The sequence below is a fragment of the Klebsiella spallanzanii genome, assembly GCF_902158555.1.
GTDB lineage: Bacteria > Pseudomonadota > Gammaproteobacteria > Enterobacterales > Enterobacteriaceae > Klebsiella > Klebsiella spallanzanii.
Genome location: NZ_CABGGS010000023.1, coordinates 176,569 through 199,220, shown reverse-complemented (window position 1 = coordinate 199,220; position 22,652 = coordinate 176,569). Strand labels below are relative to the sequence as shown.

At 50.9% G+C, this 22,652-nt stretch carries 21 protein-coding genes and 6 tRNA genes; 14 read left to right on the top strand and 13 right to left on the bottom strand.

All coding sequences use genetic code 11. The features are described from left to right. Nucleotides 1-17: 17 nt before the first annotated feature. Nucleotides 18-365 carry a DUF2502 domain-containing protein gene (locus FN082_RS16025; RefSeq protein WP_142462034.1) on the top strand — a complete coding sequence of 116 codons (348 nt, stop codon included), beginning with the start codon at nucleotides 18-20 and terminating at the stop codon, nucleotides 363-365. Between the two features lie 39 nt (nucleotides 366-404). Here FN082_RS16025 and FN082_RS16020 read toward each other — a convergent pair whose 3' ends face one another. Next, complete coding sequence (locus FN082_RS16020) at nucleotides 405-1,640, bottom strand: Nramp family divalent metal transporter (RefSeq protein ID WP_139536684.1); 1,236 nt, start codon at nucleotides 1,638-1,640, stop codon at nucleotides 405-407. Further along, nucleotides 1,621-1,677 carry a hypothetical protein gene (locus FN082_RS30565; protein ID WP_420805094.1) on the bottom strand — a complete coding sequence of 19 codons (57 nt, stop codon included), beginning with the start codon at nucleotides 1,675-1,677 and terminating at the stop codon, nucleotides 1,621-1,623. Before FN082_RS30565 ends, FN082_RS16020 begins: the two co-directional genes overlap by 20 nt. Nucleotides 1,678-1,984: 307 nt before the next feature. Between FN082_RS30565 and FN082_RS16015 the strand changes: the two genes are divergently transcribed. Then, on the top strand, nucleotides 1,985-3,187 hold the full coding sequence (locus tag FN082_RS16015; protein ID WP_139536685.1) for a NupC/NupG family nucleoside CNT transporter: 1,203 nt from the start codon (nucleotides 1,985-1,987) through the stop codon (nucleotides 3,185-3,187). A gap of 41 nt (nucleotides 3,188-3,228) precedes the next feature. Here FN082_RS16015 and FN082_RS16010 read toward each other — a convergent pair whose 3' ends face one another. From FN082_RS16010 to FN082_RS16000, 3 genes are all read right to left on the bottom strand, one after another. Beyond that, nucleotides 3,229-5,409, bottom strand: coding sequence for an EAL domain-containing protein (locus FN082_RS16010; RefSeq protein ID WP_142981915.1), 2,181 nt, complete (start codon nucleotides 5,407-5,409; stop codon nucleotides 3,229-3,231). 195 nt (nucleotides 5,410-5,604) lie between these two features. Further along, nucleotides 5,605-5,680 (bottom strand) — tRNA-Ala (locus FN082_RS16005). Between the two features lie 41 nt (nucleotides 5,681-5,721). Then, nucleotides 5,722-5,797 (bottom strand) — tRNA-Ala (locus FN082_RS16000). Nucleotides 5,798-6,016: 219 nt separating this feature from the next. Here FN082_RS16000 and FN082_RS15995 point away from each other — a divergent pair. Both FN082_RS15995 and FN082_RS15990 read left to right on the top strand, forming a co-directional pair. After that, nucleotides 6,017-6,370, top strand: coding sequence for a YfeC-like transcriptional regulator (locus tag FN082_RS15995; RefSeq protein ID WP_139536686.1), 354 nt, complete (start codon nucleotides 6,017-6,019; stop codon nucleotides 6,368-6,370). A gap of 4 nt (nucleotides 6,371-6,374) precedes the next feature. Then, complete coding sequence (locus FN082_RS15990; RefSeq protein ID WP_139536687.1) at nucleotides 6,375-6,773, top strand: YfeC-like transcriptional regulator; 399 nt, start codon at nucleotides 6,375-6,377, stop codon at nucleotides 6,771-6,773. Nucleotides 6,774-6,826: 53 nt separating this feature from the next. On the opposite strand, the gene gltX is transcribed toward FN082_RS15990, so the two are convergent. Continuing rightward, nucleotides 6,827-8,239 carry a glutamate--tRNA ligase gene (gene gltX, locus FN082_RS15985; RefSeq protein ID WP_139536688.1) on the bottom strand — a complete coding sequence of 471 codons (1,413 nt, stop codon included), beginning with the start codon at nucleotides 8,237-8,239 and terminating at the stop codon, nucleotides 6,827-6,829. Between the two features lie 259 nt (nucleotides 8,240-8,498). Here gltX and FN082_RS15980 point away from each other — a divergent pair. From FN082_RS15980 to FN082_RS15965, 4 genes are all read left to right on the top strand, one after another. Continuing rightward, nucleotides 8,499-8,574, top strand: a tRNA-Val gene (locus tag FN082_RS15980). A gap of 44 nt (nucleotides 8,575-8,618) precedes the next feature. Beyond that, nucleotides 8,619-8,694, top strand: a tRNA-Val gene (locus tag FN082_RS15975). A gap of 46 nt (nucleotides 8,695-8,740) precedes the next feature. Continuing rightward, nucleotides 8,741-8,816, top strand: a tRNA-Val gene (locus FN082_RS15970). Between the two features lie 4 nt (nucleotides 8,817-8,820). Further along, nucleotides 8,821-8,896: transfer RNA gene (locus FN082_RS15965), tRNA-Lys, on the top strand. Between the two features lie 63 nt (nucleotides 8,897-8,959). On the opposite strand, the gene FN082_RS15960 is transcribed toward FN082_RS15965, so the two are convergent. The 4 genes from FN082_RS15960 to FN082_RS15945 all read right to left on the bottom strand — a co-directional run bounded on the left by FN082_RS15960 (nucleotide 8,960) and on the right by FN082_RS15945 (nucleotide 13,142). After that, nucleotides 8,960-9,844 (bottom strand): LysR family transcriptional regulator, encoded by an 885-nt coding sequence (locus FN082_RS15960; protein ID WP_139536689.1) that lies wholly within the window; start codon nucleotides 9,842-9,844, stop codon nucleotides 8,960-8,962. Nucleotides 9,845-9,943: 99 nt separating this feature from the next. Beyond that, nucleotides 9,944-11,200 carry a nucleoside permease gene (locus tag FN082_RS15955; RefSeq protein WP_142981914.1) on the bottom strand — a complete coding sequence of 419 codons (1,257 nt, stop codon included), beginning with the start codon at nucleotides 11,198-11,200 and terminating at the stop codon, nucleotides 9,944-9,946. 60 nt (nucleotides 11,201-11,260) lie between these two features. Beyond that, nucleotides 11,261-12,094, bottom strand: a complete 834-nt coding sequence (gene xapA / locus FN082_RS15950; protein ID WP_142981913.1) for a xanthosine phosphorylase — start codon at nucleotides 12,092-12,094, stop codon at nucleotides 11,261-11,263. A gap of 121 nt (nucleotides 12,095-12,215) precedes the next feature. Beyond that, a complete protein-coding gene (locus tag FN082_RS15945; RefSeq protein ID WP_139536692.1) occupies nucleotides 12,216-13,142 on the bottom strand; it encodes a LysR family transcriptional regulator in 927 nt (308 codons plus the stop codon). An 89-nt stretch (nucleotides 13,143-13,231) separates the two neighbouring features. Here FN082_RS15945 and FN082_RS15940 point away from each other — a divergent pair, with 89 nt between their 5' ends. Then, complete coding sequence (locus tag FN082_RS15940) at nucleotides 13,232-14,230, top strand: bile acid:sodium symporter family protein (protein WP_142981912.1); 999 nt, start codon at nucleotides 13,232-13,234, stop codon at nucleotides 14,228-14,230. Here the strand turns inward: FN082_RS15940 and FN082_RS15935 are convergent. The 3 genes from FN082_RS15935 to zipA all read right to left on the bottom strand — a co-directional run bounded on the left by FN082_RS15935 (nucleotide 14,227) and on the right by zipA (nucleotide 17,544). Further along, nucleotides 14,227-14,445: a DUF3820 family protein gene (locus tag FN082_RS15935; RefSeq protein ID WP_139536694.1), complete on the bottom strand. Its 219-nt coding sequence runs from the start codon at nucleotides 14,443-14,445 to the stop codon at nucleotides 14,227-14,229. The genes FN082_RS15940 and FN082_RS15935 overlap by 4 nt on opposite strands. Continuing rightward, nucleotides 14,438-16,462, bottom strand: a complete 2,025-nt coding sequence (gene ligA, locus FN082_RS15930; protein WP_139536695.1) for an NAD-dependent DNA ligase LigA — start codon at nucleotides 16,460-16,462, stop codon at nucleotides 14,438-14,440. The genes FN082_RS15935 and ligA overlap by 8 nt, the downstream gene beginning before the upstream one ends. Before the next feature lie 74 nt (nucleotides 16,463-16,536). After that, a complete protein-coding gene (gene zipA, locus FN082_RS15925; protein WP_185931865.1) occupies nucleotides 16,537-17,544 on the bottom strand; it encodes a cell division protein ZipA in 1,008 nt (335 codons plus the stop codon). A gap of 230 nt (nucleotides 17,545-17,774) precedes the next feature. Between zipA and cysZ the strand changes: the two genes are divergently transcribed. The 5 genes from cysZ to crr all read left to right on the top strand — a co-directional run bounded on the left by cysZ (nucleotide 17,775) and on the right by crr (nucleotide 22,630). Then, nucleotides 17,775-18,536, top strand: coding sequence for a sulfate transporter CysZ (gene cysZ, locus FN082_RS15920; protein ID WP_142981911.1), 762 nt, complete (start codon nucleotides 17,775-17,777; stop codon nucleotides 18,534-18,536). A gap of 159 nt (nucleotides 18,537-18,695) precedes the next feature. Beyond that, nucleotides 18,696-19,667: a cysteine synthase A gene (gene cysK / locus FN082_RS15910; RefSeq protein ID WP_139536697.1), complete on the top strand. Its 972-nt coding sequence runs from the start codon at nucleotides 18,696-18,698 to the stop codon at nucleotides 19,665-19,667. 381 nt (nucleotides 19,668-20,048) lie between these two features. Further along, nucleotides 20,049-20,306 (top strand): phosphocarrier protein Hpr, encoded by a 258-nt coding sequence (ptsH, locus tag FN082_RS15900; RefSeq protein ID WP_002913505.1) that lies wholly within the window; start codon nucleotides 20,049-20,051, stop codon nucleotides 20,304-20,306. A 44-nt stretch (nucleotides 20,307-20,350) separates the two neighbouring features. Beyond that, nucleotides 20,351-22,078 (top strand): phosphoenolpyruvate-protein phosphotransferase PtsI, encoded by a 1,728-nt coding sequence (gene ptsI / locus FN082_RS15895; RefSeq protein ID WP_139536698.1) that lies wholly within the window; start codon nucleotides 20,351-20,353, stop codon nucleotides 22,076-22,078. 42 nt (nucleotides 22,079-22,120) lie between these two features. Beyond that, nucleotides 22,121-22,630 (top strand): PTS glucose transporter subunit IIA, encoded by a 510-nt coding sequence (gene crr, locus FN082_RS15890; protein WP_000522253.1) that lies wholly within the window; start codon nucleotides 22,121-22,123, stop codon nucleotides 22,628-22,630. Nucleotides 22,631-22,652 lie beyond the last annotated feature (22 nt).

Below are 22,652 nucleotides of genomic sequence, written 5' to 3'. Positions count from 1 at the left end.
TCGTGAAGGAGAAGAGTATGTTCAGGTCACTGATTCTGGCTGCAGTGCTACTGGCTTCAGCGCCATTGGTCGCGAATGCTGGTGAAATCACCCTGTTGCCATCAATAAAATTACAAATTGGCGATCGCGACAACTACGGTAACTACTGGGACGGCGGCGGCTGGCGCGACCGTGATTACTGGCGCAAAAACTATGAATGGCGCGACAACCGCTGGCGTCGCCATGACAACGGCTGGCATCGCGGCTGGGACAAGCGCAAAGCCTACGAGCGCGGTTATCGTGAAGGCTGGAACGATCGCGATGACCGACGCGGCGGCTGGGGACGTGGTCCTGGCGGACGCGGGCATGGTCACGGGCACCATTAATCACCAGGGGAGCCAAACGGCTCCCCTTTTATATTATGACTAACTGAATATCGTTCCGACAATTAGCCAGCCGTTAAGAACCACAACAATCGCGACAATCACCCACCCCAGCTGTTTTACCCAGCGAGCGTTAACCAAATCCCCCATCAACTGCGCATTACTGGTGAAGATAAGCAGCGGCACCAGCGCAAGGGCTATACCGAAACTGAGCAAGACCTGACTCATAACCAGAATGCGCGTTGGATCCAACCCCATCAAGATGACAATAAACGACGGTAGCATGGTGATAGCCCGACGAAACCAGAGCGGTATATGAAAGCGAATAAAGCCCTGCATCACGACCTGCCCCGCCAGGGTCCCCACGACGGTGGATGACAAACCGGCAGCCACAAGGCTCAGGCCAAAAATAGTGGCTGCCGCGTGGCTCAACAGCGGCTCCAGCGTCAAATAAGCCTGATCGAGATCGGCAATCCCGGTATGACCATTGAAATGAAAAGCCGCTGCGGCAGTCGCCATCATTGCCAGGTTAACAAAACCGGCAATGGTCATCGCAATCGCGACATCCCAGCGCGTAGCGTTATAGCGTTCTTTACGCGTTCCGCCGTGCAGATGCTGGGTCAACGAAGAGTGTAGATAGATAACGTGCGGCATAATAGTCGCCCCCAGCACCCCGGCGGCAAGGAATACCGCCTCGCTGGTTGGCAAAGACGGTACGAGCATCCCTTTTGCCAACGGCGCCAGCGCAGGCTGGGAGAAGATAAGCTCGACGACATACGCCGCAGCAACAAACAGCAACAGCCCACCGATCGCTTTTTCCAGCGGCTTTTGGCCGCGGCGCTGAAGCATCAGGATCAGGAAAGTCGCAATCCCCGTCAGTACAGCTCCCTGAAGCAACGACACCCCAAGCACCAGCTTAAATCCGATAGCAGCGCCAATAAACTCGGCAAGGTCGGTCGCCATTGCGATGATTTCAGCCTGTACCCAGTAAAACCACACTACCGGGCGCGGGTAGTGGTCACGAATTTGCTCAGCCAGATTTTTACCGGTAGCAATGCCCAGTTTCGCCGACATAACCTGAATCAGCATCGCCATCAGGTTAGCCCATACCACCACCCACAGCAGTTGATAGCCAAAACTGGCCCCGGCCTGAATGTTGGTCGCGAAGTTCCCCGGGTCGATATAACCAATGGCAGCAATGAACGCAGGTCCCATCAAGGCGAGCCTAATCTTGCGCGCTGCGCGACCGCTGCTATTCTCAACGCGACTGCTTGTCATTTTCTGCCTCTGAAATATAGCCTTTGCTATGTTTCATGCTATCAAAATGCGAATGATTATCAAGTTCATTTGGAAAGGTGATAATGATTGCTGTGATAGAAGGGAACGATAGCGGGTCGGTTACTAAAAACCGGGGACTGATAGCTTACTTTATTCAGTCATCAGAATAGTACAACGATGCAACTTTTAAAACCTTTACGTAACATAACAAAAATGCATGCTTGATCACTATTTTTGTCATTAGTCACACATCCTTGCAATAGTGTGTTCTAGCTCTCGTTTTCTTTGTTCCTGTTACATAGAATGTGCACAGAAATTTAACCTGCCTCATATTTGGAGCAAATATGGACCGCGTCTTGCACTTTATTCTCGCGATCGTAGTGGTTGCTATTCTGGCCCTGTTGGCTAGCCACAACCGTAAGCAGATTCGTATTCGTTATGTTATTCAACTGCTTGTCATTGAAGTTTTGCTGGCCTGGTTCTTCTTGAACTCTGACATTGGTCTGGGTTTCGTAAAGGGCTTCTCCGAGATGTTCGAAAAACTCCTCGGTTTCGCCAATGAGGGGACAGACTTCGTCTTCGGCAGCATGAACGACAAAGGCCTGGCTTTCTTCTTCCTGAAAGTGCTGTGCCCGATCGTATTCATCTCTGCATTGATCGGTATCTTGCAGCATATCCGTATTCTGCCTGTCGTCATTCGCGCTATCGGTACCGTTCTGTCCAAAATCAACGGCATGGGCAAACTGGAATCCTTTAACGCAGTCAGCTCGCTGATTCTGGGCCAGTCCGAAAACTTTATCGCTTATAAAGATATTCTCGGCAAAATGTCCCGCAACCGTATGTACACCATGGCTGCAACGGCGATGTCTACCGTATCCATGTCTATCGTGGGCGCGTACATGACCATGCTGCAGCCGAAATATGTTGTTGCCGCGCTGGTGCTCAACATGTTCAGTACCTTTATCGTCCTGTCGCTGATTAACCCGTACCGCGTTGATGAAAGCGAAGAAAATCTGCAGATGTCCAACCTGCATGAAGGCCAAAGTTTCTTCGAGATGCTGGGTGAATATATCCTGGCGGGCTTTAAAGTGGCGATCATCGTTGCCGCGATGCTAATCGGTTTTATCGCGCTGATTTCTGCGCTCAACGCCCTGTTTGCCACCGTCACCGGCTGGTTCGGCCACAGCATCTCCTTCCAGGGAATTCTTGGCTATATCTTCTATCCGGTTGCATGGATCATGGGCGTACCCGCAGGCGAAGCGCTGCAGGTGGGAAGTATTATGGCCACCAAACTGGTTTCTAACGAATTCGTTGCCATGATGGATCTGCAGAAAGTGGCCTCTACCCTCTCTCCGCGCGCGGAAGGTATCATCTCTATCTTCCTGGTTTCCTTCGCCAACTTCTCCTCAATCGGTATCATTGCCGGCGCAATTAAAGGGTTGAATGAAGAGCAGGGTAACGTGGTTTCCCGCTTCGGGCTGAAGCTGCTTTACGGCTCTACGCTGGTGAGCGTGCTCTCTGCATCTATCGCTGCGTTAGTGTTGTAATCTTCATCTATATTGCGAAAGCCGGGCAAGTCCCGGCTTTTTTACGTCTGTAGTTCACTTAACGGCTGCGGCTTACCAATCAGATAGCCCTGTAAATAATCGACGCCTAGTTGCAGAAGCTTTTCCCGCTGCTCAGGCGTTTCAACGTATTCCGCCACTACCTTCATCTTCTTAACCTTCGCCATTTCAATGATGGATTTGACCATAATGGCATCCAGCGGATCGGTCTCGATATCACGCACGAAGCAGCCGTCAATTTTTACAACATCAGCCTGTAAACTTTTCAGACGCTCGTAGTTGGCATATCCGGTACCGAAGTCATCAATAGCAATGGAACAGCCGAAATGTCTGAGCAACTGTATATTATGCATACTGGTTTCAATATCGGAAAACGCCTGCTCTTCAGTCACTTCAATAGTTATCGTCTCTGGCGACAGATTATAGCGTTTGAATAGCGAGATAATTTGTGCCGCGCTGTCATTTTGCATTAGCGTATAGGGCAGTAGATTCACGGAGAAATGCTTGCCTGGATGGTGATTAAGCCTGCTAAACAGCGTTTCCAGTACCTGCATATCAAAACGCTGGCTCAGGTTAAACTGCACAATCAACGGAATAAACCGGTCGGGCATAATGATACTCTCACCGCAGCGCATACGGCTAAGTACCTCATAGTACCCTTCTCCTGAGGCATCCTGAATAGGCTGGGCATACAGCACTAGCCCACGCTCGTTAAGCGCCTGCTTAACCTGTGCCAGTAATCGTACCTGCTCGACTGTGTGGTCGGAAATTTGCTCTTGCGCCGCATCCAGTGCGAATACACGGCGAGCCGCACCGGCCTGCTCCGATAGCCAGCTAAGCTGACCAAGCATCGGATGAAGCTCCGACTCCATACCGCCGTAGCGGCTCCACGATGCGCCAAATTCCAGATCCAGCGCTTGGTTATGCCAACTGAACTTTTTATGATTAAGCGTTGAAACAATGTGATTTAAACGTGCTTCTGTCTCCGGGCTATTCAGCACCAGCAAGAGCTCGCTTCCGGGAAGCTGAAAAATTCGCTCTCCCTGAGCCAGTAACGGCTGTAGCTTACGGACAATCTGCCGTTTGCTCTCCACCCTCATCATCATGCCATAATGGCGGCTGAGAAAATCCAGATTCTGAATCCTCAGACTGCTGAGAGCAACGGCGGGGTTGCGCTGAAGGTGGCTCTCCAGGGCGCGTAAATTCGGTAAACCAGTTAGCGGATCTTCCTCTGCCTGATCTCGCCATCTAAGCTTCATTCTTTCACTACGCGCATAAATATCTGCCATGTAAAACAAACAGATAGTAAAAGAGATCAGCACAGAAAGGACAAATGATAGTGAATATTCAGTTTGTACCCCATGTAAGAAATTTCGGTTATACGCCACGAGCAAAAAGGCTGAAACGGACCATGAAATGCGAATCAACGTATGTCCAAGGCGGCTAATACCAATAAAGTACAAAATAAATATAAGAGGAACTAAATAACCTGCAATAAAATCAGAATCATAGGGCGTACACAGCACCAGTAATATTGCTGTCAGGGCCAAAAACCAATACAACGTAAATACTCGATGCTCACCAGTCAGCCATGGTTGACAATGATTACGCCAAAATAATCGCCCATATCGCGGACTGATTATCATCCGCAATGGATAATAAAAGAATGTCGTAAAAATTAATGCTGCGCTAATCAGACTTTGGATATCGATAATAGTATAGATAACTGACATCGTGCCGAAATAACTGGAAATCGCCAGCGGAAAAGAAAAAAAACGCCCGGCCAGGTGCATCGTGACCTTCAACAGGATCGGTGCGAAAAACCCTCCCCAAAAAATCCTCACGCCCATATGTCTTGCCGTCAACCCGGCACGCCAACGCCTGCCTAGCTGGACGCGAACAATAGCGCAGGAAACAAAAACCGAGAAAAGCTGACAAAATAGCAGGATAGCCGACTGCGCCAGCGTCAGATCTATTATCCAGGTATTGGTAATCGCAAACGCGATAATCAACGGAGCAACGGCATAGCGGCCAAAAATAAAAAGCACAGAATACATCAAGCTCATCGGCAGCCATGCCAGATAAATTTGATTTCCATCAATGATGGTTTGCGGAGAAATAAATCTGGATAAAGGAATAGCGATAAAGCAGACCAATAAAGCCAGCAGAGTTTTTTTGATCTTAATGTTAAGATGATCAATCATTATTGTTAATTAAAACTCCTGCTGCAAAAATATATTTAGGCGACAAATATTATGTCTCTTAATAATGGCAAGGCAAGATTTTAAATCGTGAAAAAATCTGAAATTACTTAAAGTGGAGATTTACTGACTTATTCAAAGAATGCTTTACATTTCCCGCGTAAAAAAAAACCCCCGCCGTAGCGAGGGTTCATAATTTGGTGGAGCTAAGCGGGATCGAACCGCTGACCTCTTGCATGCCATGCAAGCGCTCTCCCAGCTGAGCTATAGCCCCACAGGACCTCTTTACGAACCAAACCTGATGGGTGCAGGTTTTGGTGGAGCTAAGCGGGATCGAACCGCTGACCTCTTGCATGCCATGCAAGCGCTCTCCCAGCTGAGCTATAGCCCCGTAACGTAAAGCGTGTCGTGTTGACGGGCGGCATAATATGAATTCCTTCGCCAGGTGTCAACGGCAAAATCAATCCCTGTCATTTTATCGCTGAAAAAGCAGGCAAACGGCTGACATTGCGAGCCTTATCGCAGCCAGAAGCTAAACATGTCACCCTTTCCTCTAAAAGGATGCTATAACATGTGCAACTAATTCCCACATATTTACTCAGGAAATAGTATGCTCAAGGAACGAATGACACCTGAAGAAATAGCGCATCTGACTGGCTTCAGTCGGCAAACGATTAACAAATGGGTACGTAAAGAGGGATGGCAAACGTCCCCACGACCCGGCGTACAGGGCGGCAAAGCGCGACTCGTACATGTTAATGAGCAAGTTCGCGAGTTTATTCGCAGCGCACAGCGCGTGGCCGAAAACCCTGTCCCCTATTCTGCAACCGATAACGATCTTGAATCTCTGCTGCTCACACTGTGTAAAGAGATGACGCCGGGCGAGCAAAAGCTGTTTATGTCGCTGCTGCTACGCGAAGGGATCACCGGACTACTCAATCGGCTGGGAATACGCGACCAGTAAAATCATGATGAAACTCAAAGATAAAATGACTCCAGCGGAGCTCGCTGAATGCCTTAGCCTCGCTCGGCAAACGATTAACCGCTGGGCCAGAGAGCAAAAATGGCGAACCGAAGCCATACCCGGCGTCAAAGGCGGTCGAGCTCGTCTGATCGTTATCGACAAATCAGTTATCGATTTTCTGGCAAATATCCCGGCATTACGGCATCTGACTATTGATAATCAGCTGGCGGAACAGCCAGTTAATTACTTTGTGAATGACGCTGATACCATCTGGCGCCAGATTGTCGAGACGCTGCATCTGATGACCCCAACAGAGCAATTGCATCTACGGGATCTTCTGGCACGCGAGGGGATCAGCGGATTTCTGTCCCGGCTTGGTATTAATGATGCTGAGAATAGTTAAAAAAACGGCGGGAATATCCCGCCGTTTTACTATATCTGTCATCTAAATCAGGATTATTGACTCTCACGCTCGGCAATAAAAACCAGCGCTTTGTTGATACGTTCGACGCTGCGTGATTTGCCAATCGCATGCACGGTCACATCAAGCGCAGGAGACTGGCCTGCGCCAGTCACGGCTACGCGCAGCGGCATGCCCACTTTACCCATTCCAACTTCCAGTTCATCTGCTGTCGCCTGAATCGCATGGTGAACGTTCTCTGCCGTCCAGTCACTAATGGCAGTGAGTTTGTCGCGCACCACTTCGAGCGGCTGACGAGCAACCGGACGCAGATGTTTTTTCGCTGCATCGGCATCAAATTCGGCAAAGTCTTCATAGAAATAACGGCAGCTTGCCGCCATCTCTTTCAGTGTTTTGCAGCGCTCACCCAGCAGTTTCACCAGCTCAGCCAGCTGCGGGCCGTTACGGGTATCGATATTTTCCTGCTCAATGTGCCACTGTAAATGCGTTGCCACGTATTCCGGCGCCAGTGAATTAATGTAGTGATGGTTCAGCCACTGCAGTTTTTCCGTGTTGAACGCACTGGCAGATTTGCTCACCGCACCCAGGCTAAACAGTTTAATCATCTCTTCACGAGAGAAAATCTCCTGGTCGCCGCTGGACCATCCCAGACGCACCAGGTAGTTCAGCAGCGCTTCCGGCAGGTAGCCGTCATCGCGATACTGCATGACGCTTACAGCACCGTGACGCTTGGAGAGTTTTTTACCGTCATCGCCATTGATCATAGAGACATGGGCATAAACCGGCACCGGAGCGTTCAGCGCTTTCAGGATGTTAATCTGTCGCGGAGTATTGTTGATATGGTCTTCGCCACGGATAACGTGGGTGATTTCCATATCCCAGTCATCAACAACTACGCAAAAGTTGTAGGTCGGGGAACCGTCGGTACGACGGATAATCAGATCGTCCAGCTCCTGGTTGCTGAATTCAATAGGACCGCGGATCTGATCGTCAAAAATAACGGAACCGCCTTCTGGGTTGGCAAAACGTACCACGCAAGGTTCATCATCGGCGTGATGTTCGTGACCATGGCGGCAACGCCCGTCGTAGCGCGGCTTCTCACCTTTAGCCATCTGCTCTTCGCGCAGCGCTTCCAGACGCTCTTTGGAGCAATAGCATTTATAAGCGGTGCCCGCCTCCAGCATTTCATCAATCACGGCGTTGTAGCGATCAAACCGCTTGGTCTGGAAGTACGGACCTTCATCCCATTCCAGGCTCAGCCAGTTCATCCCATCCATAATGGCTTCAATGGCCTCCGGCGTGGAGCGCTCGAGATCGGTGTCTTCAATACGCAGCACAAACTCACCGCCGTGGTTACGTGCAAAAAGCCAGGAATAGAGAGCAGTACGCGCACCGCCAACGTGCAAATAGCCTGTTGGGCTTGGCGCGAAGCGAGTTTTGATTTTCATGAATTGGCCTTACGTTTGATAAAGATGCCGGCAGGCGGCAGTGTTCGTTAGATTTTACAAACGATTATTCTAACACTGTAAGCTGATTCCTCAATGTTGTTGGTGTTTCAACGTCACGCTTTGCCCTTTTTGTTTATAAATCATGCTCCATAGATGACATTGCGATCGTTTTGTTTAATTTTACGACGAACAAACAAATTATTTAGAAAAGGCGTTGACTCATTTTCAACTCTCCCTATAATGCGACTCCACACAGCGGGGGTGATTAGCTCAGCTGGGAGAGCACCTCCCTTACAAGGAGGGGGTCGGCGGTTCGAACCCGTCATCACCCACCAACTACTTTACGTAGTCTCCGCCGTGTAGCAAGAAATTGAGAAGTGGGTGATTAGCTCAGCTGGGAGAGCACCTCCCTTACAAGGAGGGGGTCGGCGGTTCGATCCCGTCATCACCCACCACTTTCTCGCCAGCTGGATTTCTTGCAGTAAAATGAAGTACCGAAGTGGGTGATTAGCTCAGCTGGGAGAGCACCTCCCTTACAAGGAGGGGGTCGGCGGTTCGATCCCGTCATCACCCACCACTTCGGGTCGTTAGCTCAGTTGGTAGAGCAGTTGACTTTTAATCAATTGGTCGCAGGTTCGAATCCTGCACGACCCACCAATGTAAAAAAGCGCCCTAAAGGCGCTTTTTTGCTATCTGCAATATATAATCCTGAGCCAATAATTACCCCGTCAACGCTTCCACCAGCTTTGTCAGCGCAGGCGTCGCCTGCTGTTGGTCATATACAATATACAAATCGGCGGGTATTCGCTCCTCCAACGGACGAAAAACAACGCCAGGCCATGTCATCTGTGCATAGCTATCCGCTATTAGCGTAATACCAATCCCCATACTGACCATCGCCAGAACCGTTTGTGGCTCCATCACTTCACGAACGATCATCGGCGAAAATCCGGCACTCTGGCAAACGCGTTGCAAAAACGTCCAGTCGGTATGTATTGAGGGCATGGTGACAAAGTATTCGTTACGTAGCGCTTCAAGCGGTATATGTTCACGAACGGAAAGCGCATGCTCTTCCGGCATCGCAACTAAAAAAGAGGACTCATGCAAACGCAGGCTGGTAAATCCAGGAGAAGGTTCTATTGCCATCCGCCAGACTCCGGCATCCAGCTCTCGTCGCTCCAGCATCGCCATCTGCATCGCGGGCATATTCTCTCTGAAAAGCACTTCGACGTTAGGGTTCTCTTTCAAAAAACGACGCATCACCGGGCGCATTTTCCCCCACATTGCCGTTCCTATCACCCCCAACTCTACCCGCCCCGCTTCTCCCCGGCCAATCTGCTCCACTCGCGCCAGAGCCTGATTAGCACTCGAAAGCAGACGACGGGACTCTTCCATTAGAATTTTCCCTGCATGGGTCAACGCCACGCTGCGGGAATGGCGAATAAACAACAGCGTACCGAGCTGCTGTTCAAGTTCTTTGACATGCATACTTAACGGAGGCTGCGACATATTCAGGCGGGCAGCTGCACGCCCAAAATGCAGCTCTTCTGCGACAGCCAGGAAATAGCGCAATAACTTCAGATCGATACGATGCGTGCGTTCCATGTGTTATGCGCTCCTGACGTGAAGGATAATGCGCAAAGTTATCACATTGCATCATAGAAAATGAAACGGCGGGGGCATAAACCCCGCCATTGGGCTGCGTTAGTGTGCCAGCTCTTTCTTCAGCTGGTTCTCAGGCTCATGCTTATACCTGAAGAACAACGCAAAAATAACCGCCAGCATCAATGAATAGGCTGCGAACACCAGCCAGATAGTCTGCCAATCCTTCACGCCATCAATAGAGAAATAGTCCACCGCCATGCCGCTCAAGATCGAACCAACCCACGCCCCGACGCCGTTGACCATGGTCATAAACAGCCCTTGTGCGCTGGCGCGAATATTCGAGCTAACTTCCTGCTCAACAAATACCGACCCAGAAATATTAAAGAAGTCGAATGCGCAGCCGTAGACAATCATCGACATCAGCAGCAGAACAAAACCAAACGGAGACGGATCGCCAAAGGCAAAAAAGCCAAAGCGTAGCGTCCACGCCAGCATACTCATCAACATCACCGTTTTAATGCCAAAGCGTTTAAGAAAGAACGGGATGGTAAGAATAAAGCCGACTTCCGCCATCTGCGAAACCGACAGCAAAATAGAGGGATACTTCACCACAAAGCTATCGGCAAACTCTGGGTTGCGGGCAAAATCGTGCAGGAAGGGGTTACCGAAGACGTTGGTAATTTGCAATACCGCTCCCAACATCATCGCAAACAGAAAGAAAATAGCCATCCGCGGATTTTTAAACAACACGAATGCATCCAGCCCCAGCTTGCTGGCAAGCGTTGCAGTGGCTTTTTTCTCGGCAACCGGAATTTTCGGTAGCGTAAACGCATACATCGCCAGTAATAACGAAGCGCCAGAAGCGATGTACAGCTGTGCGCTGCTCAGTTCCAGCCCCATCAGGCTCACTGTCCACATGGCGACAATAAAACCAATCGTGCCAAATACGCGAATAGGTGGAAACGCGGTCGCCGGATCCTGACCAGATTGCGCCAGACAAGAGTAGGAGACGCTGTTAGATAACGAAATGGTCGGCATATAGGCCATTGCATTTATCAGCATCACCCAGAACATCGTATCCGGATCGGTAACGGTTGTCGCGTAAAGAAGTATTCCCGCGCAGGCCAGGTGGCAGAGCATGTAGGCCCGTTCTGCACGCAGCCATTTATCGGCGATAATCCCCATAATGCCGGGCATAATAATGGCCGCCAACCCTTTGGAGCTATAAACCATCCCAACGTTTGCACCAGTGAAATGCAATGTGTTTATCATGTAAGAACCCAGGGTAACCAGCCAGCTTCCCCAGATAAAATATTGCAAAAACGACATGAGTTTTAAGCGAGAGGCGATACCCATTTTTCCGTTCCTTGCCATTAAAGTAAGACCCCGCGAGCGGGGTCAATTTTTATTATTTGTTCAGGCCAGTTTGCGTAAGAAGCCGCAGATCAGGTTGATAAAATTCTGTCGGGAGAGTTCGGCCGCAGCCAGGGTTTGCGCGTGAGATAATTTCACATCACCGAGCCCTTCAGCCAGATTGGTGATGGCGGAAACAGCCACCACTTTAAGCCCACAATGGCGGGCGGTAATCACCTCCGGTACTACGGACATTCCTACCACATCACCGCCGATAATCTGCATCATGCGAATCTCCGCTGCCGTTTCAAAGTTCGGCCCGGGATAAGAAACAAACACGCCCTCAGTAAGCGGAAAGCCCCCTTCTTTCGCAACGGTCTGCAGTACGGCTCGATAATCCGCATCATAGGCATTCGCCAGAGAAAAGAAGCGTTCGCCGAAGCGTTCATCATTCAGACCAACCATTGGCGTACCCGGCATGGTATTAATATGATCGCTTAGCGCCACCAGGCTCCCCGGGCCAACCTCAGGGCGTAAAGACCCGGCCGCGTTAGTGCAAAACAGCAGTTCACATCCCAACAGCTTTAGCGTCCGGATGGCGTCGGTCATCACGGTCATTCCCCGTCCTTCATAGAAGTGGCCGCGCCCTTTCATACAGGCTACGGGAACGCCGGCTAGATTTCCAAGTACCAGCTCCCCCGCATGGCCATGCACAGTACTGACCGGGAAGCCTGGCAACTTCTCGTATGAAATCGCTACTGCATCTTCAATTTGTTCCGCTAACGCCCCAAGGCCAGAACCAAGAATAAAGGCGACTCGTGGCGTGAAGTCAGGCTTATAGCCGCGAATAATATCTGCGCTATACCAGGGGTTCTGTGAGAAAAGAGAGTGACTCATAAGATGTCCTTAAAAACTGAAGAATGGATAAATTGAATGGGTACCATGCTGTTATAACGACGGTACGCAATCGATTACCAATACAGTTTTCCCGGACGTTCAATATCAAAAAACTATTGATTCATAACTGATACAAGGGATCATGCTCGCGCAAAGAGGTCAATTGCCTGGCTTGATGTCGCACAACCTCCCACAGCGCCTCTGCTGCCGTAGATAACGAGCGATTTTTACGTCGTGCCAGCATCAACTGGCGTTCCACCACCGGGGTAAGCCGTTTCACCTGTAGACGGCTTCCCTGAGGGAGCGGCAGCGCTAATGCAGGCAGGATACTAATACCTATCCCTGACTCAACCATCGGAAATAGCGTTGCTGGATGGCCTATTTCCTGCACAATATTGGCAGAAACGGAAAACCCCGAAAGCGCAGCATCAATAAGCGGACGGCTGCCAGAAGCATAATCCTGTAACACCAGCCGCTGATGCTGTAGCTCCTGCCAGCTCACCGAGTCCTGTCTGGCAAAAGGATGATCGCCACGACAAAGCAGCAGAAAAGGCTCAGCAAGAACCGTCTCACACTGTAAATCGGTAGCGGCTCCGGGATCGATAACAATACCGAAATCCACTTCCCCCTGGCGGATACTCTCCAGTACCCACCGTTGAGGGCGATCGTGCAGAACGAAGTCGATATCCGGATAGCGCCAGTTGCTGTAGGCAATGCACTGGGGGATAAGGTGAGCAGAAATGGTCTGACTTGCCGCCACCCGAACGGTTCCCATAAGCTGCTGCCCGACGCGTCCTGCTTCAAGCAACGTGCTGTTCAATTCGTCCAGCAGGCGCTCAAGCCTGGCCGCCAGCTGCTGTCCGGCTTCCGTGAGCACGACTTCCCGCGTCGTCCGGTCAAGCAAACGCACGCCGGTTTGGTGTTCCAGCTCTTTAACGCTATGGCTCACCGCCGACTGGCTAAGGCCAATACTCTCTCCTGCCCGGCTAAAACTTTTGACCCGAGCAACGGTCACAAACACCTTCAACTGACGTAGCGAGTAATTCATCTCTTTTTTTCATGAATAGATGCAATAAATCGATTTTATTTCTCAAACTAAAGAAAGCACAATAGCGGCATCGATTTTCAGGAGCGTTTATGAAATTTTTCCGCATTCTTGATCCATTTACTCTGACCTTAGTCACCGTCGTCCTGCTGGCTTCTTTTTTTCCCGCTCGCGGCGCATTTGTCCCCTTCTTTGAGCATCTAACCACCGCTGCCATCGCCCTGCTGTTCTTTATGCACGGCGCAAAACTTTCTCGTGAGGCCATCGTTGCCGGGGGAAGCCACTGGCGTTTGCATCTTTGGGTAATGTGCAGCACCTTTATCGTCTTTCCCGTTCTTGGCGTGCTGTTCGCCTGGTGGGCGCCCATTAACGTCGATCCGGCGCTGTACACCGGCTTTATTTACCTCTGCATTCTGCCCGCCACCGTCCAGTCCGCAATCGCGTTTACTTCGCTGGCGGGCGGCAACGTAGCGGCGGCGGTATGTTCGGCTTCGGCATCAAGCCTGTTGGGTATTTTTATTTCGCCATTGCTGGTCGGCCTGCTGATGAATCTGCACGGCGCAGGCGGGAGTCTGGAGCAGGTTGGCAAGATCATGCTGCAGCTTCTATTGCCGTTTGTGCTGGGGCACCTTTCTCGTCCGTGGATTGGCGATTGGGTGGCGAAACGTAAAAAATGGATCTCTAAAACCGACCAGACCTCTATCCTGCTGGTAGTTTACTCAGCGTTCAGCGAAGCGGTCGTTAACGGCATATGGCACAAAGTCGGTGTCGGTTCGCTGCTGTTTATCGTCGTTGTCAGCCTTGTGCTGCTGGCGATTGTTATTGCGATTAACGTCTTTGTGGCGCGCAAGTGCGGGTTCAATAAAGCGGATGAGATTACGATTGTCTTCTGCGGATCGAAAAAGAGTCTGGCAAACGGAATTCCGATGGCCAACATTCTCTTCCCGACCTCAATACTGGGGATCATGGTGCTGCCGCTGATGATCTTCCATCAGATTCAGCTCATGGTGTGTGCGGTTCTGGCTCGGCGCTACAAACGCCAGGCCGACGCGTTACAGGCGCAAGAAAAAACCCGCGCCTCCAAAGCTTAACGCGGGCGCTTCAGGGGCTGAACCAAACTGGTCAGCCCCTCAGTTTGAATCAACAAGGTTAACGCCATCAGCTCGCCAAGATGCCCTGCGGGAAATTGATCTTTACGGGCAAACCACAGCAAATACTCTTCCGGCACATCAATTAAACAACGCCCTTTGTATTTGCCAAACGGCATTTCCGTATTGGCAATTTCAATAAGTTGGTCTTTATCCACGTGATTCTCCGAGCAGGCGCACCATTTCGGCTTCATCAATCACCATTATCCCCAGCTCCTGCGCTTTGGCCAGTTTAGAACCCGCAGCTTCCCCGGCTATGACCAGATCGGTTTTCTTTGACACGCTGCCTGCAACCTTCGCCCCCAGCGCCACCAGCTGCGCTTTCGCGTCATCGCGCGAGAGCTGGCTCAGGCTACCGGTCAGAACCACCGTTTTCCCGGCAAATGGGCTATCAATCTCTTCGGCATTAACCACTACCGGCGCAGGCCAGCGGACCCCCTCTTTGCGCAACTGAGCAATCACTTCGCGGTTGCTCTCTTCGGCAAAGAAATTGCGCACGTGCGTGGCGACAACAATCCCGACATCAGGCACTTTTTGCAGATCGTCAATCGATGCCTGCTCCAGCGCCTCAATGGTACCAAAGTGGGCCGCCAAACCTGCTGCCGTGGCTTCGCCTACTTCGCGGATCCCTAATGCATAAAGGAAACGGGCAAAGGTCGTTTCTTTGGATTTTTCCAGTGCATCCACCACATTCTGCGCTGATTTCGGCCCCATGCGGTCCAGCCCGGTCAGTTTACCCGGCGTGAGCAGGAAGAGATCGGCTGGCGTATGTACATACTCTTTTTCAACAAGCTGATCGATGATTTTATCCCCCATACCCTCGACATCTAAGGCGCGGCGGGAGACAAAATGCTTGAGCGCTTCTTTACGCTGCGCACCGCAAATCAAACCGCCGGTACAGCGCGTCACCACTTCGCCTTCCACGCGTTCGACATCGGAATGACACACCGGACAATGTGTGGGGAATACGATTTCTCGCGTCTCTTCCGGACGTTCCGAGAGAACCACATTCACCACCTGAGGAATAACATCTCCAGCACGGCGAATGACCACCTTATCGCCAATTCTCAGCCCCAGACGATCGATTTCATCTGCGTTATGCAGCGTCGCATTACTGACCAGCACCCCGGCTACGTGCACCGGCTCCAGACGCGCAACTGGTGTGATGGCTCCCGTCCGTCCAACCTGAAACTCAACATCACGCACAAAGGTCATCTGTTCTTGTGCAGGGAATTTAAACGCCACAGCCCAACGCGGCGCACGGGCCACAAAACCAAGCTGCTCCTGTAGCGCCAGAGAATCGACTTTGATAACGACACCGTCGATATCAAAACCCAGCTTCGGACGGTCTTCTTCAACCTTGCGATAGTAAGTGAGCACTTCCTCTGGCGTATGACAGAGTTTTACGCGCTCGCTGACCGGCAATCCCCAGGCCTTAAACTGCTGTAAACGCGCTGAATGACTCGCAGGCAGCTCACCGCCCTCCAGCACCCCTACACCGTAGCAAAAGAAAGTAAGTGGTCGCTTCGCAGTAATCCGCGGATCGAGCTGGCGTAAGGAGCCTGCAGCCGCGTTGCGCGGGTTAGCAAACACTTTCCCACCGGTTCGCCGCGCCTCTTCATTGATTTTTTCGAATCCAGCCTGAGGGAGAAACACCTCTCCGCGGACCTCCAGTCGTTGCGGAATATCATCACCGCGCAGCTTCAGGGGGATAGCGCGAATGGTACGTACGTTGGAAGTGATATCTTCCCCCGTCGTTCCATCGCCGCGGGTCGCCGCCTGTACCAGCACACCGTTCTCATACAAGATACTGACCGCCAGCCCATCCAGTTTGAGCTCACAACAGTATGTCAGGTCATCGGTATTTTTCAGGCGATCCTGGACGCGCTTATTAAACGCGAGGAAGCTCTCCTCGTCGAAAACGTTATCCAACGACAGCATCGGAACTTCATGTCGAACCTGGCTAAATGAAGCTAGCGGTGCGGCACCCACGCGCTGAGTGGGCGAATCAGGCGTAATCAGTTCAGGATGTTGAGCTTCCAGTTCACGTAATTCACGCATCAACCGATCGTATTCAGCATCAGGAATTTCAGGCATATCCATGACGTGGTACAGATATTCATGATGGCGAAGCGTGGTTCGCAGTTCAGTCAGTTTTTGTTCGTTCGATTCCATATCACACCATCAATGATAAAAAACCCCCGACGGGCGGGGGTTCAGGATAATTAGATGAAACGCAAGAAGATGAATCAGGCGTTAGCCTCTTTCACTTCACGAATGCGGTCCTGGTATTCACGCAATTTTTGCGGCGTCATCATACGACGCTGGTCGTCCAGCACCACGCCGCCGACTTCATCGGCGATGTACTGCGCGGATTGCAGCATCAGCTTAAAGTTTTGCAGTTCATCGCCAAAGGACGGGACCTGCATAAAAATAGTCACCCCTGGCGTCATCATATCCGCCATGCTGTCCGGATTGAAGGTGCCGGGTTTAACCATATTCGCCAGGCTGAAGAGTACCTGGCCGCTGCCGTCCGGGCTGAGGTGGCGATGGAAGATATTCATATCACCAAATTTGAAGCCCGCCTGCTGGATACTGTTGATTAACAGCTCGCCATTGAGCTGTGAGCCATGGTGCGCAGCAACGTTCATCACAATAACCGTCTCTTTACGCTCTTTAGGTTGCGGCGCTGCCTGCTGCGGTTCAGGTGCCTGAGGCTCAGGAGCCGGCTGCGGCTGCGGAGCCGAAGCGGGTTGTTGAACTGGCTGCTGTGCATGCTGAACTGGCTGCTGCACATGCTGAGCGGGTTGCTGAGGCTGCGGTGGTTGTTGCGGCGGCACCGGTTGCTGTATCGGCGCGGCATGATGCGGTTGCTGAACCGGAGCCTGAGTGTGAACAGGCTGCTGATGCGGCGCACGAACAGGCTCTTCCTGACGCACAGGCTGCGGTTGCGCCTGACGCTCATAAGGAGGCTGATACTGGTGTTGCGGCGCCTGATGAGGTGCTTCATGCTCCCCATTAACGCCATTCGGCGCATGATTGGTCCGATGAACCCGGACTTCACCAACGCCTTCAACATCGTCATCAAAGTCATCGCCTTCCGACGCTTCATCGTCGCGAGACTTCATACGTTTTAGTGGGCGATCGCGGAACATCGAGGAACGCTCTTTACGGCTGGTCCAAAAACCATGCACCAGTAAAGCGATTATGGCGATCGCGCCAACAATGATTAATATCAGACGCAAATCCTGCATCATTATATTCTCTGTTGTTCTAACACCTTGCCACCACGGCAAACATTTACTCACTAAGAGTATTTGTCGATTACATCAAGTGCAAGTGCGTCTGGGGCTTTCACTACATAAAGATGAACTAAATCGTGCTTTTTGCTGTTTTTTCGAACATTTCCTAACTGGTTATTGTCCGCTAACCCGATAAAATAGCCCGGCATTCAGTCTGGATGTCAAAAAAGGAGCATTACCTGACTATGGTTTCATCATCCGTAACGACCCCGCGTAGTGGCGTCTACTATTTTTCGCAGGGCTGGAAACTGATCGGGTTGCCGGGGCTCCGTCGATATGTATTCCTCCCTTTACTCGTCAACATTGTTCTGATGGGAGGGGCATTCTGGTGGTTGTTCACTCGCCTCGACAGCTGGATCCCTTCTTTTATGAGCCATGTGCCTGAATGGCTGCAGTGGCTTAACTATCTGCTATGGCCAATCGTGGTGATTTCCATTCTGTTGGTCTTTGGCTATTTCTTCTCAACTATTGCCAACTGGATTGCCGCCCCCTTTAGCGGCCTGCTGGCCGAACAGCTCGAAGCGCGCCTGACTGGCGCCACGCCTCCGGATGTTGGTGTTTTCGGCATAGTGAAAGACGTGCCGCGCATCATGAAACGTGAGTGGCAAAAATTTGCCTGGTACCTCCCGCGGGCCATTGTACTTTTGCTTCTCTATTTTATCCCCGGTATCGGCCAGACCGTTGCCCCCGTGCTGTGGTTCCTGTTCAGCGCCTGGATGCTGGCGATTCAGTACTGCGACTACCCTTTTGATAACCATAAAGTGCCGTTTAAAACCATGCGTCAGGCTCTGAGAACCCGCAAAGTCACCAATATGCAGTTTGGTGCCCTGACCAGCCTGTTCACGATGATCCCGGTGCTTAACCTGGTTATCCTGCCAGTCGCCATTTGCGGCGCAACGGCGATGTGGGTCGATTGCTATCGCGATAAACATGCGATGTGGAAGTAACTTCATCTCTTTCGGAGTGGCTTATGCCACTCCTTATTACTTCTGGCTTACCATTATTTCTCTTCCGAATATAGATATGCTAAATCCTTACTTCCGCATATTCTTTAAGCGGGTATGCTGGAGCCGTACTCCCAAATTTCATACAGTTAAGGACGGGCCATGAGTAAGATTTTTGAAGATAACTCCCTGACTATCGGTCACACGCCGCTGGTACGACTGAACCGCATCGGTAACGGACGCATCCTGGCAAAGGTAGAATCTCGTAACCCGAGCTTTAGCGTAAAATGCCGTATCGGTGCCAATATGATTTGGGATGCCGAGAAACGCGGCGTGCTAAAACCCGGCGTTGAGCTGGTAGAACCGACCAGCGGTAACACCGGTATTGCCCTTGCCTACGTCGCAGCGGCACGCGGCTATAAACTGACGTTAACGATGCCGGAGACCATGAGCATCGAACGTCGTAAGTTACTGAAGGCCCTGGGCGCCAATCTGGTGTTAACTGAAGGCGCGAAAGGTATGAAAGGCGCAATCCAGAAAGCCGAGGAAATTGTCGCAGGCAATCCGGAAAAATTCCTCCTGCTGCAGCAGTTCAGCAATCCGGCGAACCCAGAGATTCATGAAAAAACCACCGGCCCGGAAATCTGGGAAGATACCGATGGTCAGGTCGACGTATTTATTTCTGGCGTTGGTACTGGCGGTACGTTGACCGGCGTGAGCCGCTACATCAAAGGCACTAAAGGCAAAAAAGATCTGATTACCGTTGCTGTTGAACCTACCGACTCACCGGTTATCGCTCAGGCGCTGGCAGGTGAAGAGCTGAAACCCGGCCCACACAAAATCCAGGGGATTGGCGCAGGCTTTATTCCTGGCAACCTGGATTTGAAACTGGTTGATAAAGTGGTTGCTATCACTAACGAAGAAGCAATTTCTACCGCACGTCGCCTGATGGAAGAAGAAGGTATTCTGGCCGGCATCTCTTCCGGCGCAGCCGTTGCTGCTGCACTCAAGCTGCAGGAAGATGAATCCTTTACCAATAAGAATATTGTGGTTATCCTACCCTCTTCAGGTGAGCGCTATTTAAGCACAGCATTGTTTGCCGATCTCTTCACAGAGAAAGAACTGCAACAGTAATGCCAGCTTGTTAATATCGTGTAAAAAAGCACCTTTTCAGGTGCTTTTTTGTGGCGCACGTCAAAGTTTTACCCCTCCTGGCATTGATTCACTTCGTTGGGTCTGGTATTTAACCAGCACATTTATTTCGATGCGCGAAATTATTCCGATTTGGATTTCCATAAGCTGAATCGATTTTATGATTTGGTTCAAGTCTTCCTTTAGCGGCATAATGTTTAATGACGTGGTAGACGTTAACGGCCTGAAGGTTTCCACAGCAATTCTCCGCTGCTGGTGCCGGAGCCGGACACGTGATGCCGGCGCTAACGATACAGGCTAAAGTTTGGCCGTTAGGCTAAACTTTAGTTCCACAACACTAAACCTATAAGTTGGGGAAATATAATGTTCCAGCAAGAAGTTACTATTACCGCTCCGAACGGTCTGCACACCCGCCCTGCTGCTCAGTTTGTTAAAGAAGCAAAAGGCTTCACTTCTGAGATCACTGTAACCTCCAACGGCAAAAGCGCCAGCGCCAAAAGCCTGTTCAAACTGCAGACTCTGGGCCTGACCCAGGGTACCGTTGTGACTCTCTCAGCCGAAGGCGAAGACGAGCAAAAAGCAGTTGAGCATCTGGTTAAACTGATGGCTGAACTCGAGTAAGTTCACGGGTTCTTTTTAATATCAGTCACAAGTAAGGTAGGGTTATGATTTCAGGCATTTTAGCATCCCCGGGTATCGCTTTTGGCAAGGCTCTCCTGCTGAAAGAAGATGAAGTTGTCATCGACCGGAAGAAAATTTCTGCCGATAAGGTTGATCAGGAAGTTGAACGTTTTCTGAACGGCCGCACCAAGGCCTCCGCCCAGCTGGAGGTCATCAAAACCAAAGCTGGTGAAACTTTCGGTGAAGAAAAAGAAGCCATCTTCGAAGGGCACATCATGCTGCTTGAAGATGAGGAGCTTGAGCAGGAAATCATAGCCCTGATTAAAGATAAGCATATGACTGCCGATGCGGCAGCCAATGAAGTTATCGAAGGTCAGGCGACTGCACTGGAAGAACTGGATGATGAATACCTGAAAGAGCGTGCTGCTGACGTACGCGACATCGGTAAGCGCCTGCTGCGCAACATCCTCGGCCTGGCAATCATCGATCTGAGCGCGATTCAGGATGAAGTTATCCTGGTTGCTGCTGACCTCACCCCGTCTGAAACCGCACAGCTGAACCTGAACAAGGTGCTGGGTTTCATCACCGACGCGGGCGGCCGTACTTCCCACACCTCTATCATGGCGCGTTCCCTTGAACTTCCAGCCATCGTGGGCACCGGTAGCGTAACGACTCAGGTGAAAAACGGTGATTATCTGATCCTCGACGCGGTAAATAATCAGGTTCTGGTTAACCCGAGCGAGCAACAAATTGAAGAACTGCGTAACCTGCAGGCTCAGGTCGCTGAAGAGAAAGCGGAACTGGCTAAGCTGAAAGACCTCCCGGCGATTACGCTGGATGGCCATCAGGTTGAAGTTTGCGCCAACATCGGTACCGTTCGCGACGTTGAAGGTGCCGAGCGTAACGGTGCAGAAGGCGTTGGTCTGTATCGTACTGAATTCCTGTTCATGGACCGCGACTCGCTGCCGACTGAAGAAGAACAGTTTGCGGCGTATAAAGCGGTTGCTGAAGCGTGCGGCTCACAGGCCGTTATCGTTCGTACCATGGACATCGGTGGCGACAAAGAGCTGCCGTACATGAACTTCCCGAAAGAAGAGAACCCGTTCCTCGGCTGGCGTGCCGTGCGTATCGCGATGGATCGTAAAGAAATTCTGCGCGACCAGGTTCGCGCTATTCTGCGCGCCTCTGCTTTCGGTAAACTGCGTATCATGTTCCCGATGATCATCTCCGTTGAAGAAGTGCGCGCGCTGCGCAAAGAGATTGAAATCTACAAACAGGAACTGCGCGACGAAGGTAAAGCTTTTGATGAAGCAATTGAGATTGGCGTGATGGTGGAAACCCCTGCCGCAGCGACTATTGCTCGTCACTTAGCCAAAGAAGTTGATTTCTTTAGTATCGGTACCAATGATTTAACGCAGTATACTCTGGCAGTTGACCGTGGTAATGATATGATTTCACATCTTTACCAGCCAATGTCCCCGTCCGTGCTGACGCTGATTAAGCAAGTTATTGATGCTTCTCATGCTGAAGGCAAATGGACTGGCATGTGCGGTGAGCTTGCGGGCGATGAACGTGCTACACTTCTGTTGCTGGGTATGGGTCTGGACGAGTTCTCTATGAGCGCCATTTCCATCCCGCGCATTAAGAAGATTATTCGTAACACGAACTTCGAAGATGCGAAAGTATTAGCAGAGCAGGCTCTTGCTCAACCGACAACGGACGAGTTAATGACGCTGGTTAACAAGTTCATTGAAGAAAAAACAATCTGCTAATTCACGAGATGCGCGGCCCAAATTACTGCTTAGGAGAAGATCATGGGTTTGTTCGATAAATTGAAATCTCTGGTTTCTGATGACAAAAAAGACACCGGAACTATTGAGATTGTTGCCCCGCTCTCTGGCGAGATCGTCAACATCGAAGACGTGCCGGATGTAGTTTTTGCGGAGAAAATTGTGGGTGATGGCATTGCTATCAAACCTACTGGCAACAAAATGGTTGCGCCGGTAGATGGTACCATCGGTAAAATTTTTGAAACCAACCATGCGTTCTCAATCGAATCTGATAGCGGCATTGAGCTGTTCGTTCACTTCGGTATTGATACCGTTGAACTGAAAGGCGAAGGCTTCAAACGTATCGCTGAAGAAGGCCAACGCGTGAAAGTCGGCGACCCGGTTATCGAATTCGATCTGCCGCTGCTGGAAGAAAAAGCCAAGTCTACCCTGACTCCGGTTGTTATCTCCAACATGGACGAGATCAAAGAGCTGATCAAACTGTCCGGTAGCGTAACCGTGGGTGAAACTCCGGTTATCCGCATCAAGAAGTAATTCTTGCCGCAGAAAAATGGCG